The sequence below is a fragment of the Alteribacter keqinensis genome (assembly GCF_003710255.1).
GTDB classification, from domain to species: domain Bacteria; phylum Bacillota; class Bacilli; order Bacillales; family Salisediminibacteriaceae; genus Alteribacter; species Alteribacter keqinensis.
Window position 1 is genome coordinate 2,000,923 of sequence record NZ_RHIB01000001.1, and the last position, 14,387, is coordinate 2,015,309.

Genomic DNA, 14,387 nt, shown 5'->3' on the forward strand with positions numbered 1-14,387 from the left:
GACAAAAGACACAGAGGCCCGTGGCTCCTGTGTCTTTTGCATTTCAAACCAATTATTTCTCCTCACCTGCACCAAGTACCTGCCTGGTCATCTCCAGGTACTCCTCACTGCCTGAACGGATAGCGAACTCCGCGAGCTCCACCGGATAAGCGGCGGTTAGTTCAATGACATGCTCAGCCATGTGAGGCCACACATAGCCACCGGCTTTTTGATAATGGTGGATGAGTTTGTGCAGTGCTTCTTCTCCAAATGTTCTGTAGTGGGACACAAAATCCACTGCCGGATCACCAGCATAAGCTTCTGTCCAGTCAATAAACCCGGTCACTTTGGTACTTTCGTCAATTAAAATATGACCGGCGTGCAGATCCCCATGGACGAACGCTTCTTGTTTCGGCCAGAGAGCCTCATTATCAATCCACGTCTGCCAGCGGCTCCAGAGCTCCCTGCTTACGCCGAATTCCGCTTTTACTTTATCCATCCTTGTTTTCATGGTTTCCCTGAGCTTATCTGCTTTAATGACGGTAAGACCGTGCCCGGCAACCGTTTCCCCGTTCGTTCTGTGAAGGGGAACGAGAGCCTCCCCAAGGGTTTGATGGAACACTTCAGGAATATTTTCAAGGTCGATTTCCCACACATAGTTCTGAATCTCATGATCCACGGTGCCTGCCGGCTTTCCAGTAAGCCTTTTGTAGGCAATCAGTTCGTCTGTACACACCTTCCATTCAGGCACTTCCACACGAACCTGTTCCGCTGCGAGCTTAAGAATCTGCTTCTCTTTTTGAATCGAAGGGATTACATCCTTTCTTCTCGGCAGCCGCAGAACCCATTGTTCCCCATTTTGGTCTTTTGCAAATGCTACCTGAAAGTCCAGGCCTGATTCGTTGATCTGAAGTGTTTCTCCGTTTATGATCATGCCGTTTTTTTCTGCCAATTGAATGATGTGTTTCTTTTTGTTCTCCATAACCTGCACGTCCTTTATTTGAGAGTAGATGCCAGCGGTGCAGGGACGTATTCCGGTTCCTCGGGATTGAATAAAAAAGACACAGGTGTTTTCACCTGTGCCGTGATTGTAATAGTATATTTACCGTTATGAGGTCCCTGGAAAAAGACAGACCTGTCCCGCCAGCACAAAGTGGTTTTCTTTGAACTATTTAATTACGGGTTCAAAGTGCGGAATCGGAGTCTCATTGATGCTGTCACAGGGAAAACCTCCATCTCTTAAAGTTAAAGGAATCGTAACATATTAAACGGAGAAGAACAATGAATGTTTTTAGTTATTAAACGCTTCTTTCCCTCCGGCAACAGGCAGAATCAGTCTGCTTCTCGTCGGTAATAAGGAAATTTCCGTCCCTCCTGAAGGTCGGATGGTGTAGTCATAATCACTGGCGATGAAAACAACCCCGATCCGGTTTCCTGCTTTAAATACGTAATCGTGCGGCTGCATGTCCCACTCAAACGTATAATCACGGCCCGGTACGATGCTGATTGACCGCTCCTCACCGTGAATGTTCTGAGGATCCATCCACCCGCGGGTAATGATTCTGGCATTGTCATTTTCATCATACTCCACAAGCAAAGCGGTTAAATTGGCCACCGGCTCGTCAATTCTCGCCCTGATACTTACCTCAGGGGTACCGCTCATATGAGTATCCTGCAGCAAGGCATCCGTTGTATACACGAGTCTGTTCGGGTGATCAGATTCCGGATCTGCTACCAAGGTATTCGCTCTTGTCTGCGGGTCATCCAAGAGTTCCTGTCTCTCATGTGGTCTGTTGGGAACCGGGGCGTTTGACAGTGAGCCGGCCCCGCTTCTTTCATCGTCTCCTGTTAAATAAAGCGTTGTCGTTTCAGCATCAACATGAGGCCAGTTTTCCTGCTCCACCCACGTTCTGTCTTCACGCTGAATGTTCACCATGTCTTCATCCATAATGCCGTTTTCGAGTCCATAGAGCCAGTAGTCAAACCAGCGGTGCTGCTCCTGCTGCCAAATAGACCCGCCTGGTGCACTGTGTCCCCCCTGGTGAAGCCAGAGCTTACGGTCCACCCCGTGCTGTTCAAGAGCTTCCCACCACTGGGCAAACTGCTTCGTTTTTACATTCCAGTCGTTGAGGCCGTGAGCCAGAAGAACACTCGCTTCAACGTTTTTCACACCTGGGAGGTAGTTGCGCTCAGCCCAGAAATCATTGTAGTCACCGGTAATCCGGTCCTCGTCTTCTTCCATTTGCTCAAGGAAAGGAGCACAGATTTCCGCGTTATCACGGGTGGCAACAAACCCGGCAAGCACACTCGCATCTTCTCCCTGATAGCCGCCCGGTGCAACAACCGCCCCGTTTGCTCTGAAATAGTCATACCAGTTACTGATGGCTACGATAGGGACGATAGTTTTCAGTCCTTCAACCCCGGTCGTAGCTACTCCGTTGGGCAGGGTGCCGTTATAAGAAGCACCAATCATCCCCACGTTCCCTGTCGTCCAGTCAGCGGACACTTCTTCTCCGTCTGCATTAAACGCACGGGCACTTCCGTTTAACCAGTCAATAACCGCTTTTGTTCCCATAATTTCATTATAGTCACCGGTCGTCGGGCATCCGGTAGCTTCTCCACTGCCGATACTTTCTCCAAGGACAACGGCATAGCCCCTCGGCACATAGTAGTTTCCTAAATTACCAAGGTTCTGAGGCCCTGCATTAGGTCCCCTGCCACGGCCCTTGCCAGGATGAGGTACGGGATTCAGTTCTACATCTACATCAAAAAAAGGCACAGACCAGTCCAGACCTGCCCTGTAAGGACTCATTTCATAAATAACCGGCACCTGAATCCCTTCTTCGGTGTTTGGTCTCATGACCCGAATGGACACAAGATCCTTTTCACCGGTTCCATCACTGTCCACTGTTGTTTCAACCATTAGTTCTTCAATAATTGCTTCTTCAGTCGAATAAACCGGCTGGGTTACACCATCTTCAAAATTTATGTAGGTCGAAGATGTGCCTGTTTCAGGAATGGTCCCGTTTAACGGTAAATCATCCGCGGCAGCGCTGACCGGCTGGATAACCAATGACATTAACAGCAGAAAAGAAAGCACTCCAATCGCATACCTTTTACTCATTTTAATAGCCTCCTGTTTTGTTGTGTCTTACGAATGCTTCAGTCACACCCCCGCTTCTAAAAGGCTGAACCCAGTACTCTTCCAACAAAATATAACACTAATTTTCTGACTATTTTGTCAAAAATTGCAGGATATTTCGTGTTACTAATAAATGAATCCATACACCCATAATAAAAGACCCGGCAATTTTTACTGCCGGATCTTTTATACGATTTTTTATAAACCTTTAGCCACACAAATTGAGGTCAGACAATCAGGACTCTTTTTTATTCGACTGACCCCCGAACCTGTTGAAACCACTGCTCTGTTTTTGCCGGATCCTTAGAATTTACGAAAAGAAAATCATCGTCTCTCTCCAGGTAGAGAAACGGCGGCGTACCCGTATGAACAAATAACCTTCCGCGCCCCAGCCCCTCTATTGAAAAATGACCCCGGCGGCGTTCCATGAAGGAGTATCCGTTCATCTTGGACCGGATTTCCGGCACCTCCCCCACAAGGTCGATATCCGTTATTTCCTCAAGAGACCATTCCACACCGTGTCTTCCGCTCACTGCAACCGATTGGTCAGAAACAGTAAAACGAGGCTCGCGCTCTCCTTCCAAAAATACGACAGCGACCAGGATTATGCTGAATACCATTGCACCAATAAGAATGGATAAATTTCGCTTTTTTGTTTTTGAATTGTCCAGTTTGCTCAGCGTGATTAACCGGATGAAAAGATAAAGCATCCATACGAGCCAGGAGACAACTACTGCAAAATCCGGTTCAACAAAGAACGCCAGTACCGCTCCTGCAAGAAGAATATAGCTCGAGTTCATCATCGCTTTCCCGACTGCCTGGGGATAGCCGTTTTCAATGAGGCGCTGCTGCTCCTCCTCAGGTTTGGTATTGAATCCGGACAAAAGCATATAAACGCCCTTTTTGTATATGAAATAAGCCGGAATCCATATAATTAAAAAACTGAAGAGTTGAATCGTAATGGCAATGAGCATCGTTTACCTCCTAATCAATCCTTCCTTTCTTTACGTTATGATTGAAATATACGTTTCATTTTACAAAATAAAAATGACTTCAACAAAATGTCGAAGTCACTCCTATCCTAAGCGCCTTTAGGTTCGACGCTCACTGTTCTGGCAATGATTCCTCTTGCTTCAAGCTCCTGTTTTGTCTGCTCATTGGCAGGACGATAGCCTTTTTCAAGGAGGTCTTTAATGTAAAGCTTGTTGTAAATAAAAGAAAAAATAATGCCTGGGATGGATGCTCCAAATCCCATTGTCAGGAACCCAATTGCCACAGCAGTAATAAACATGATTGCTGCCCATTTCAAATCCCCTCTGAACAAAGCCGGGAAAAAGCCAAAGAAAAATGTCGTCCAGCTGAATCCAATCTTAACGTTTTTTTGAACTCCTGCATCATTTGTTAGAATGCCATGCATAGCGTCGTCTCCTCCCGGGTATATGCTCTATATAAGCTCAAGACTATTATACTACATAAACGCCACTAAACTTCAATATATTTCAAATTAAGATAGTATATACCTATGTTTCGATACTTAAGTTTCGGTACTAAAGTTTTCTAACCAACCTCTCCCCATAAACAAACCCGCCTCAAAATAGAGACGGGTCAGCATACACATTATTCTTTTACAGACCCGGAAGTGAGTCCGGCAACAATTCTGCGCTGGAAGAACAAAACGATGATGACGATTGGGATCGTCACGACCACGGTAGCGGCAGTTATGTCCCCCCAGGGAATCGTGTACTGACTTTCATACATGGAAAGCCCGACCGGAATGGTGCGCCAGCGGTCCGCTGTGTTGATCGTCAAGGCAAACAGATACTCGTTCCAGGCAGCGATGAATACGAGGATCGCTGTCGTAAACACACCGGGTGCCGCCAGCGGGAAAATGATTTTTCTGAACGTTTGAAACGGTGTTGCCCCGTCTAGCTTCGCACTTTCCTCAAGCTCATAGGGAATCTTTTTAAAGAACGTAGCCAGAATCCAGATGGCCAGAGGCAGACTGATTGTAATATATGGAATCACAAGACCCATGTAGCTGTTGCGAAGACCCAGACCTGTAATCAGGTTGTAGATGGGTGAGATAATCGCAATTTGCGGGAACATGGCTGCTGCAAGAACGACACCCAGAATCAGCCCTTTAAACCGAATCGGCAGTCTTGTAAGAGCATAGGCTGCAAGAGAAGCCACCGATATCGCAATCACCGTTGTCAAAGTCGAGACGGCAAAGCTGTTCCACATGTACATGTGAAGCGGCCTCGTGTTAAAGGCGTTCACGTAAGATTGAAATGTAGGATTTTGAGTGAACCAGTTAAAGCCTCCAAAGATCTCGATCGGCGGCTTAATGGATGTGAGGAACACCCAGATAAACGGAAACATGATCACAAATACAAAGATACTCAGGAATAGATAAAATTTTATGCCTGCTTTCTTTTCCATCGCTTAAAACCTCCTTTATCCCCGGCCGCCGCGACTTTCGAACAAGTCGGACCCTATGATTTTAATAAACAGTGCACTGATAATTGCCACAGAGACGAACACGATAACAGAAAGGACAGCCCCTTCACCGAAGTTCTGCTGGGCGAACAGCACCTTGTAGGCATAAACAGAAATGGATTCGGTCCGGTTTGCCGGCCCTCCCCCTGTTAATACATAGATCAAGTCAAACACACGGAACGCATCAAGGGTACGGAACAGGAGTGCTACGAGAATTGCAGATTTAAGCATCGGCAGTGTTATTTTAAAGAACGTTTGAATTTTATTCGCCCCGTCCACTTCCGCTGCCTCATAAAGGGTTCTTGGAATGGTCTGCAAGCCGGCCAGAAGAAGCAGCGCCATGTACGGTGTTGTTTTCCATACGTCGGCGAGAATAATCGCGCCCATGGCACCGGAGCCTGTACTGAGCAAAACGGATGCGTCAGAGATAATGCCGAGTTGTTCAAAGTAATGAGCCACAACACCGGACTGGCCATCATACAGATAACGCCACATCATCGCACCGACAGCGGTTGGAATGGCCCACGGGATCAAAACGGATGCACGGACAAGGCCCCGTCCGAAGAAGGCACGGTTAATCACGAGGGCAACAGCAAGTCCGATGACGAGCTCAAAAAATACCGACACGGTTGTAAAAAGAACGGTGTTCCACATGGCACGCCACATACGCTCATCCTGAAGGTACTTTCCGTAGTTTGACAGTCCGATAAAGTTTGGACGAATCAGGCTACGGTCTGTCGTAAGCAGACTGCTGGATAAAGAAGTAAGCTCATCCTGCAGAGCCTCATCACTCGTTTCTTCAATAAATGCCTGAACCCGGGCACGGCCTTCTTCAATCGTTTCTGTGTACCCTTCTGCAAAGTCACTCGGCAGTTCAGCGTAACGCAGATCCGAATCGTTGACCGGCTGGAACATCATCACCATTTCATCAACTTCATCATACTGCTCAGCGAGACCATCCATCTCGAGAAGCTCTCGGTGATAGCTGCTGATATCGACTTCAAGCTGCTGAAGAAACTCCTGCACCTCCCCTTCACTTGATGATGCAAGGGCGGACAAATCTCTTTCCAGATAAAATTGATTATCTACATACGTTTCAAGGTCAATTTGATAGTTTAAGGTTGTCTGGTTACGAGTCGGGTCGTTCAGCCGGTAATCGAACAAACTGTTGTAAAAAGACTGGGCGATCGGCCATAGTGTAATAACGGAAATAAGGATAATTGCGGGCAGGACCATTAAATAACCGAGCTGTGTTTCTGTTAAACTGAAGCCCCGGCTTTTCTTTTTTCCCATAAGCTCTCCTCCTCTTGATTCTGAAATCGATTTCAGCAGCAGTTACAGGAAACACCTTCAAACCTGCGGCGTGAAGGTATTTCTTTTTCATTACGTAGATTCCCGGATGATCAGGTTCAAAGGTAAAAGTTCAGTCTGGGCTTTCGTCTTACGCTTATGTTTAATCATATCGACCATCAGTTCCATTGCTCTCGAACCCATCATATGAATGGGCTGTTCAATCGTTGTAATACCCGGGTCGATCAAGTCTGCAATTGGCTGGTTGTCGTACCCGATTACAGCGAGATCTTCAGGAACCCGGCATCCAAACCGTTTCGCCTCCTGGATAATCCCTGCTGCAACTTCGTCCCCTCCGGCGAAGATCGCCGTTGGTTTGTCGGTCATGGCATAGATGCGCTGAAAGATATTCTTACCGTCTTCAATTCCGTAGTAGCTGATGAAATTCCACTCATTTTTTACAGAAAGTCCGTGCTCATTCAAAGCTTTGGTAAATCCGAGCTTTCTGTCATATGTGAGCTCAATCCGGTCAGCACCCCCGGCATAGGCAATCTTCGTATGCCCCCGTTCAATCAGATGCTTTGCCCCGATATATCCACCAATCTGCTGATCGCAGCGTACCATGGGCATCTTCGCATCCGTGTCATATTCATTGCAGGCAATGATCGGCCCGTACTTCGTAAACGGCTCAAGGGCAGCCCATTTATTTTGCATCGACGCCATAATAATGCCGTCCACCTGCTTTGTTTTCAGCAGCTCCATATGGGCAAGCTCTCTTTTTACATCGAGCCTCGAATCACATAAAATAAGCTGATATCCTTTTTCCCCTGCAATCTTTTCCATGGAATCGACGAGGTGGCTGAAAAAAGGGTTAATGATACGGGAAATAATAACAGCGATCGTATTCGTTTTTTGTCCCCTGAGCCGCCGGGCGGATGAGTTTGGCACATAGCCCAGTTCATCCATGGCTGCAAGGACCGTTCGTCGTTTATCGTCATCCACGTACGGATGGTTATTGATGACCCTTGATATGGTGCTTGGTGAAAGGCCCGTCCGCCGGGCAACTTCTTTTATCGTAGCCATGAAAATCCCCTCTTTTAATACAGAAATACGTGTTCAAAAGAGGGCATTCCTGCCGCCATTTAAACACCGTTATGTAAAAAGGAAGTGAACAAACAAGTCCACTTCCTTTTCCAAATCACTCACTTACTCGCTTAGAGCTGATTCCATCTGAGACTGCATGTTTGATGCAGCTTCTTCAGCGCTGATTTCCCCTGCCAGAGCTCTGGACAATTCGATCTGCATGATGTCGGAGATCTGCGGATAGATCGGTGTAATCGGTCTTGGAACAGCATTGTCAAGGGTACGGACGAACTCTTCGTCAGCGAACAGCTGCGCGACATCCTGAACCTCAGGGTCTTCATAAAGTTCGGCAATTGTCGGAGCCAGTCCGCCTTCCATTGCAGAGATCTTCTGACCTTCAGGACCCGTCATGAATTTCACAAACTCCCAGGCTGCTTCAGGGTTTTCACTGTAACGGTTTATCATCGTCATCCAGCCCCCAAGACCTGCAGCGCTTCCCGCGTCACCTGCCGGCAGGAGCGCAAAGCCTACATTTCCAGCCACGCGGGACTGATCTTCGTCTTCCGTCATGGACTGCATGTACGGCCAGTTACGGGCAAATACCGCCTGACCTTCGAGGAATGCCGTATGAGTAGCCGGCTCATCAAAGTTCAGAATATTACTTGGAGAGGAGTCAGCATCAACAATCTCCTTCATTTTTTCAATAGCTGCAACGGTTTCAGGGCTGTGTACTGTTACGTTCTGGTCATCATCCAGCACCTGTCCGCCGTAGGCACTGATAAATTCAATGGCGTTTACCACAAGGCCTTCATACTGGTTTGCCTGCATGAGGTAGCCAAACTCCGTTCCTTCTTCCCCGGCATACTCCTCAGCCATTTCGAGAAGCTCGTCCCATGTTGTTGGAGGCTCGTCTACAATGTCGGTACGGTAGTAAAGGAGTCCTGCGTCAGTAAATTTCGGCATTGCCCACTGACGTCCGTCAAAATGACCAGATTCTACTGTACCCGGGAAATAGGCATCCATATCGATTCCGTCTTCTTCAATGAAGCGGTCTAAAGGAAGAACATACCCTGCCTGGGCAAATTCTGCCGGCCAGATTACGTCTGCGTCAAACACATCGATTGTGCTGTCCCCAGCAGAGAATTCTGTTACGTACTGGTCATGGGACGCACCAGTATCTGATGGCATGTCACGGTATTCTACTGTAATGTGAGGAAACGCCTCTTCAAATGCTTCGATCAGCACATCCGTACTGCCCGTGGCATCGTTACCACGTGCATAGGTAATGGTGACTTCCTCCTGATCCTCTGCCGCAGCCGCTTCATTGTCATCACCGTCGGCTTCGTCTGCATCTTCCTGCTCCGTATCGTCTGTATCAGTATCTTCCGGTACGTCCGTCTCCTCATCATCTCCACACGCCGCCATCATGGCAACCATAGACATGGCAACCGTTCCAGTTAAAACCTTCTTCCAGATCTTCATCTTGTTTTCCCCCTTAAAATAAGTATCTGCGCAAGGTCTGAGTTGTTTCGTCAGTCAAACTATCTGACAACGATTTCATACTTTTGTGAAAAAAGAACATTTCAGAGACACTATTGAATCAGAATCTCGTAAAATGCATGTAAAAGTATGTAATCGTTTTCATACATTTATTATAATTTTATATGAAAACGTTTTCAATAGTTTTTTTGCAAAATTTCTGAATTTTTTATTTGAGTACTTCAATTTAGTTTTTGTCTGTTAGAACTTAATTGAGTTACGCTGGTTCTTTCTAACAAACGCTTTTGGTTTTTTCTCCCTCAATATGTTTTTTTTCTCCCTCAAAAAGGATTAATTCACCCTTAATAGGGATTTATTCGCCCTCAATCACTTTTTATTCGCCCGGAACACCCCGTAATAAAAAAAGATGACGCAAAGGCCTTATACCTCCTGCGTCATCTTTTTCTATGCTCTCATACCAAAGAATTTTTTCACTTTTGTAAGCATCCCTTTATCTTCGTCAAGAGACATCAGGGGTACAGACTCACCGCTGATGCGGCGGGCAATGTTGCGGTACGCAAGAGATGCACGGCTCTTTGGATCCATGGCAACCGGCTCACCGGCATTGGACGCTTTAATCACGTCATCATCGTCGGCAACGATGCCCAGAAGATCCACAGCGAGAATGGACACAATCTCGTCTACATCAATGGCTTCACCGGTTTTCATCAGATGGGGACGGATCCGGTTTACAATAAGCCTCGGTGCGGATACATCTTCTTTTTCCAGCAGCCCGATAATACGGTCCGCATCACGAACAGACGAAATTTCCGGCGTTGTGACGACAATAGCCTGATCGGCACCGGCAACCGCATTTTTATATCCCTGCTCAATTCCTGCAGGACAGTCAATTAATACGTAATCGTAATCCTGTTTCAGTTCTTCCACCAGCTTTTTCATCTGCGCCGGCTCTACAGCAGACTTGTCCTTCGTCTGTGCTGCAGGAAGGAGAGATAAGCTTTCGAACCGCTTATCTTTTATGAGTGCCTGATGCAGACGGCATCGCTCATCTACTACATCAACCAGGTCATAAATAATCCTGTTCTCAAGACCCATAACAACATCCAGGTTTCTAAGACCGATATCTGTATCCACCAAACAAACTCTTTTTCCGTTCAGCGCCAGGGCTGTCCCTAAATTCGCGGTTGTCGTCGTTTTACCGACGCCGCCTTTTCCAGAAGTAACGACGATGGCCTCTCCCACGCTCAGTCTCCCCTTTCTATCAAGAGGCCACTGAAAAAGTACAAAGCAACTTTTTCAGTGCCTTTTATTTGAGATGCAATGGCTCCATTCGGTTGCTCGCCTGTTAAGAAAAACCCACTTGTAACAGGCTTTTAAAAAATGCAATTGTTACGCTCATTGCTTAGAAGGCACTGGAAAAGTTAAAGACCGAACTTTTTCAGTGCCTTCCTATCAACACTTGATCGCTTGTCTACTCTCTATTTTACCACGAATCGACCAAATGGGTATTACGATTTGTTTCTGTTTATAAGGTCAGGTCGTCAGTGATGTATGGACGCACCTGTCCGACTTTCTGCATGCGGTCAAGAACCATCTGATCGTCCTCGTCCACATAGGCGCACTCCATTTCCCGTCCGCCTTTTCCTTCCTGTTCAGGAGGTCTGCTGATTACATCAGCAATGCGGAGCTGGGAAGGATTCATGCTTCCGGCACAAATAACAGCATCTTTATTATTGTTAACCCCGGCATGGGCTATGCCCCTTAGAGCACCCAGCACGTAAATATTCCCCGTGGCCTTTATCGTACCGCCGGGATTCACATCCCCGATCAGAAGTAGATCTCCCCGGACCTCAATGACCTGCCCCGAGCGGATCACACGGGCAAGGCGGGTGATCTGGTTGTCGAGACGCATTTCCTCGGCCTCGTCTTTTGTAATTACATCCGTTTCGATCGTATCAATATCTGCGTGAATATGATCGTTAAACTGCTTCTGAAGCAGTGTCACTTGTTCTTTTTCCAGGTAACGCTTGCCTGATACGAGATTGATCCGGACACGTACACTGTTTTCCTGTGGCTGGGGACGGTCTGAAAGCTTTTCCGCCAGTTCTTCCAACACATCTTCAAAGGCGCACTGATCATTTAAGACAAATGTTAAGCCGTCCTTAGTTCCTTTTATAATGACGTTTTGCTGTTTCACTTGCTTTTGTGTCATGATCAATCACCTCTGAACTTTATTTGAACCGCGCCTATATGAACTCTTGTTTTCGTTTTAGTACATATAAAATCCACTTTCTTAAATAAAAGCCTGTGAGTACAAGAATCAGGCCGTTAAACACAAACGTCGGCAGCAGTCTCGTGTAGAAAAACAGATTGTGGGGCTGGCTGGCCAGTCCCATCAATGAATAAATGCCGTAAACAAAATACTCGAGACCTACGACTGCGAGTAACGCCATCATAATTGACAACCCGAGGTTTTTTTGGAAAAAAGGAATGGAAAAGGACACAAGATACACGACAACAGCCATTCCGAACGTGTACACACCAAGAAGCGGTGAATAAATCACGTCATACAAAATCCCGAAACCGACGGCATATAGAAGAGCAGGGCCCCGTCCCTGTAAAATACCGACAAACACAAGAACGAGAAGAACCCACCTGGGAATCAATATATAAGGAAACCCGTGAAGGTCAGGGGCAAAAACCTGAAACACGGTTCCTTCAAGAACAAACAGCAGGAACATAACGAGAAAAATAGAATAGCGGATCATCAGTCCTCATCCTCATTTTCCGGATCGATGTCCTCCTCAAGAGAAGCAGCTTCCCGTTCCACAACCATCACATAATCCAGCTGGTTAAAGTCCGCAGACGGCTTCACGTAAGCCTGCTGTGTCAGACCAAACTCGTCCGCCTCATACTCAACGATTTCACCGATCACAAGGTTTCTCGGGAACACCCCTCCAAGACCGGAAGTCACAACCGTCATTCCTTCTTCAATCTCAGCGTCAATATCAATTTTTGTAAACTGCAGATAACCGGTCTCATCACTGATTCCTTCAATAAAACCAAACACGGCTTCCTCGCCGTCAACCATGGCACTGATCCTGTTCGTACGGTCCTGGTCACTCAACAGCTGAACCGTTGATGTGAGCTGGGAAACATTCCGTACTTTTCCGATCAGGCCTTTACTCGTCATCACAGCCATATCCTGTTCGATTCCATGGACAGCACCTTTATTGATGCCTATGTATTCGGTCCACCGGTCAGGAGAACGGCTGATCATCATCGCCGAACGTAAGGAAAAGTCGTAAATTTCAGGATCATCCTGAAGATCAAGAGAGCCTTGAAGCTCCTCATTATGACGACGGAGCTCAGACAGCTCCACCTGCAGCGACGCATAATCATCCAGATGAGACTTTAACACCTTATTTTCTTCGTAGATTGTCCGCATATCATTGATGCTCTCAAAGAAACCCGCTACACCGTGAGCGGGCCTGGAAAACGCAGACTGAACCCAGCCGATACTGTCATTGAGAAGCTGCTCGGGGAGCGAGGCAGAACGCCGCTCGCTCATGGAATACCCGATCAACGCTACCAGCACAATAATGCAGACAAGCAACGCAATTAACCGCTTGTTTGAAAAAAATGGGGCCATTCAGGACACCTACTTACCCTTTCCGATTTGATCGAACGGTGATACCAGCCTTAGAGCGGAATAAGTGAAGATTTTCAAGCGCTCTGCCCGTTCCGATCGCCACACAGTCCAAAGGCTCTTCAGCCACAAGAACCGGCATGTTCGTCTCTTCACTCAGCACACGGTCGAGGTATCTTAGAAGCGCCCCGCCGCCGGTCATCACAATACCGCGGTCCATAATGTCCGCCGCAAGCTCAGGAGGAGACTGCTCAAGCGTATCCTTCACCGCTTGTACAATGCTCGCCACTGTATCTTCCAGTGCCGATGAAATCTCAGCCGCCGTAATGGAAATCGTCTTCGGAAGACCACTTACAAGGTCACGCCCGCGAATCTCCATATCTTCCACATCTTCCGGCTTCCCGGCAGAACCGATCTCAAACTTAATCGCTTCAGCTGTACGCTCACCGATCATCAGATTGTATGTTTTCTTAACGTATTGAACAATATCATCATCCATCTCGTCACCTGCAATACGTATCGACTGACTGGTTACGATACCACCCAGAGAAATAATCGCCACCTCTGTAGTACCACCGCCGATATCAACGATCATGCTTCCCGTCGGCTCCCACACCGGCAGGTCCGCACCGATCGCAGCCGCAAAAGGCTCCTCAATTGTATAAGCTTCGCGGGCACCCGCCTGTTTCGTGGCGTCTTCCACCGCTCTTTTTTCCACAGCCGTAATCCCAGACGGTACACACACCATCACATTGGGCTTACGGGTAAAGATCGAACGATGACGCAGCGCCTGCCTGATGAAATACTTCATCATCGTCGCCGTCGTATCAAAATCCGCAATAACCCCGTCCTTCATCGGGCGAATCGCCACAATATTCCCGGGCGTACGGCCAATCATGTTCTTCGCATCATTACCGACAGCCTCAATCGTTCCCGCATCCGAACGAATTGCCACAACCGAAGGCTCCCGGACAACAACACCCTTCCCCTTCACGTACACAAGCGTATTCGCCGTACCCAAATCAATACCTAAATCCTTTGAAAAACCACCAAACATCTATGTAATCTCCCTTCATCATTAAAGCCCAGCCTTAGGGTAAAAAAAGAAGCACAGCACACCTGACCGGTTAACCCTTCGTGCCAAGCCGCCGCTTCTCTCATCCATAAACCCTGTCATACGCTGAAGCCAGCAATTTCAAAATTAGTGATGGTATTGCTCTCTAAATAAACCCGGACTCTCACCGCCCG

13 protein-coding genes are annotated in these 14,387 nt (G+C 47.4%); all 13 read right to left on the minus strand.

Annotated features, from left to right (window positions below; genetic code table 11):
• Nucleotides 1-52: 52 nt before the first annotated feature.
• Complete coding sequence (locus EBO34_RS09805; protein ID WP_122897748.1) at nucleotides 53-961, minus strand: macrolide 2'-phosphotransferase; 909 nt, start codon at nucleotides 959-961, stop codon at nucleotides 53-55.
• Nucleotides 962-1,270: 309 nt separating this feature from the next.
• Nucleotides 1,271-3,103, minus strand: a complete 1,833-nt coding sequence (locus EBO34_RS09810; RefSeq protein ID WP_122897750.1) for a Xaa-Pro dipeptidyl-peptidase — start codon at nucleotides 3,101-3,103, stop codon at nucleotides 1,271-1,273.
• Between the two features lie 266 nt (nucleotides 3,104-3,369).
• On the minus strand, nucleotides 3,370-4,095 hold the full coding sequence (locus tag EBO34_RS09815) for a DUF3784 domain-containing protein (RefSeq protein WP_122897752.1): 726 nt from the start codon (nucleotides 4,093-4,095) through the stop codon (nucleotides 3,370-3,372).
• Nucleotides 4,096-4,202: 107 nt separating this feature from the next.
• Nucleotides 4,203-4,538 carry a DUF2628 domain-containing protein gene (locus EBO34_RS09820; protein ID WP_122897754.1) on the minus strand — a complete coding sequence of 112 codons (336 nt, stop codon included), beginning with the start codon at nucleotides 4,536-4,538 and terminating at the stop codon, nucleotides 4,203-4,205.
• A gap of 200 nt (nucleotides 4,539-4,738) precedes the next feature.
• Nucleotides 4,739-5,560: a carbohydrate ABC transporter permease gene (locus EBO34_RS09825; RefSeq protein ID WP_122897756.1), complete on the minus strand. Its 822-nt coding sequence runs from the start codon at nucleotides 5,558-5,560 to the stop codon at nucleotides 4,739-4,741.
• Nucleotides 5,561-5,575: 15 nt separating this feature from the next.
• Nucleotides 5,576-6,910, minus strand: a complete 1,335-nt coding sequence (locus tag EBO34_RS09830; RefSeq protein ID WP_122897758.1) for a carbohydrate ABC transporter permease — start codon at nucleotides 6,908-6,910, stop codon at nucleotides 5,576-5,578.
• A gap of 90 nt (nucleotides 6,911-7,000) precedes the next feature.
• On the minus strand, nucleotides 7,001-7,990 hold the full coding sequence (locus tag EBO34_RS09835) for a LacI family DNA-binding transcriptional regulator (protein ID WP_122897760.1): 990 nt from the start codon (nucleotides 7,988-7,990) through the stop codon (nucleotides 7,001-7,003).
• A 123-nt stretch (nucleotides 7,991-8,113) separates the two neighbouring features.
• A complete protein-coding gene (locus tag EBO34_RS09840) occupies nucleotides 8,114-9,472 on the minus strand; it encodes an ABC transporter substrate-binding protein (RefSeq protein WP_122897762.1) in 1,359 nt (452 codons plus the stop codon).
• Between the two features lie 462 nt (nucleotides 9,473-9,934).
• Nucleotides 9,935-10,732, minus strand: a complete 798-nt coding sequence (gene minD / locus EBO34_RS09845; protein WP_122897764.1) for a septum site-determining protein MinD — start codon at nucleotides 10,730-10,732, stop codon at nucleotides 9,935-9,937.
• Between the two features lie 283 nt (nucleotides 10,733-11,015).
• Nucleotides 11,016-11,702 carry a septum site-determining protein MinC gene (minC, locus tag EBO34_RS09850; RefSeq protein ID WP_122897766.1) on the minus strand — a complete coding sequence of 229 codons (687 nt, stop codon included), beginning with the start codon at nucleotides 11,700-11,702 and terminating at the stop codon, nucleotides 11,016-11,018.
• Between the two features lie 34 nt (nucleotides 11,703-11,736).
• The gene (gene mreD, locus EBO34_RS09855; RefSeq protein WP_122897768.1) at nucleotides 11,737-12,258 is read right to left on the minus strand and encodes a rod shape-determining protein MreD; all 522 of its coding nucleotides are present in this window, start codon (nucleotides 12,256-12,258) and stop codon (nucleotides 11,737-11,739) included.
• Nucleotides 12,258-13,142 carry a rod shape-determining protein MreC gene (mreC, locus tag EBO34_RS09860; protein WP_122897770.1) on the minus strand — a complete coding sequence of 295 codons (885 nt, stop codon included), beginning with the start codon at nucleotides 13,140-13,142 and terminating at the stop codon, nucleotides 12,258-12,260. Before mreC ends, mreD begins: the two co-directional genes overlap by 1 nt.
• Before the next feature lie 13 nt (nucleotides 13,143-13,155).
• Complete coding sequence (locus EBO34_RS09865) at nucleotides 13,156-14,196, minus strand: rod shape-determining protein (protein WP_122897772.1); 1,041 nt, start codon at nucleotides 14,194-14,196, stop codon at nucleotides 13,156-13,158.
• Between the last annotated feature and the right edge of the window lie 191 nt (nucleotides 14,197-14,387).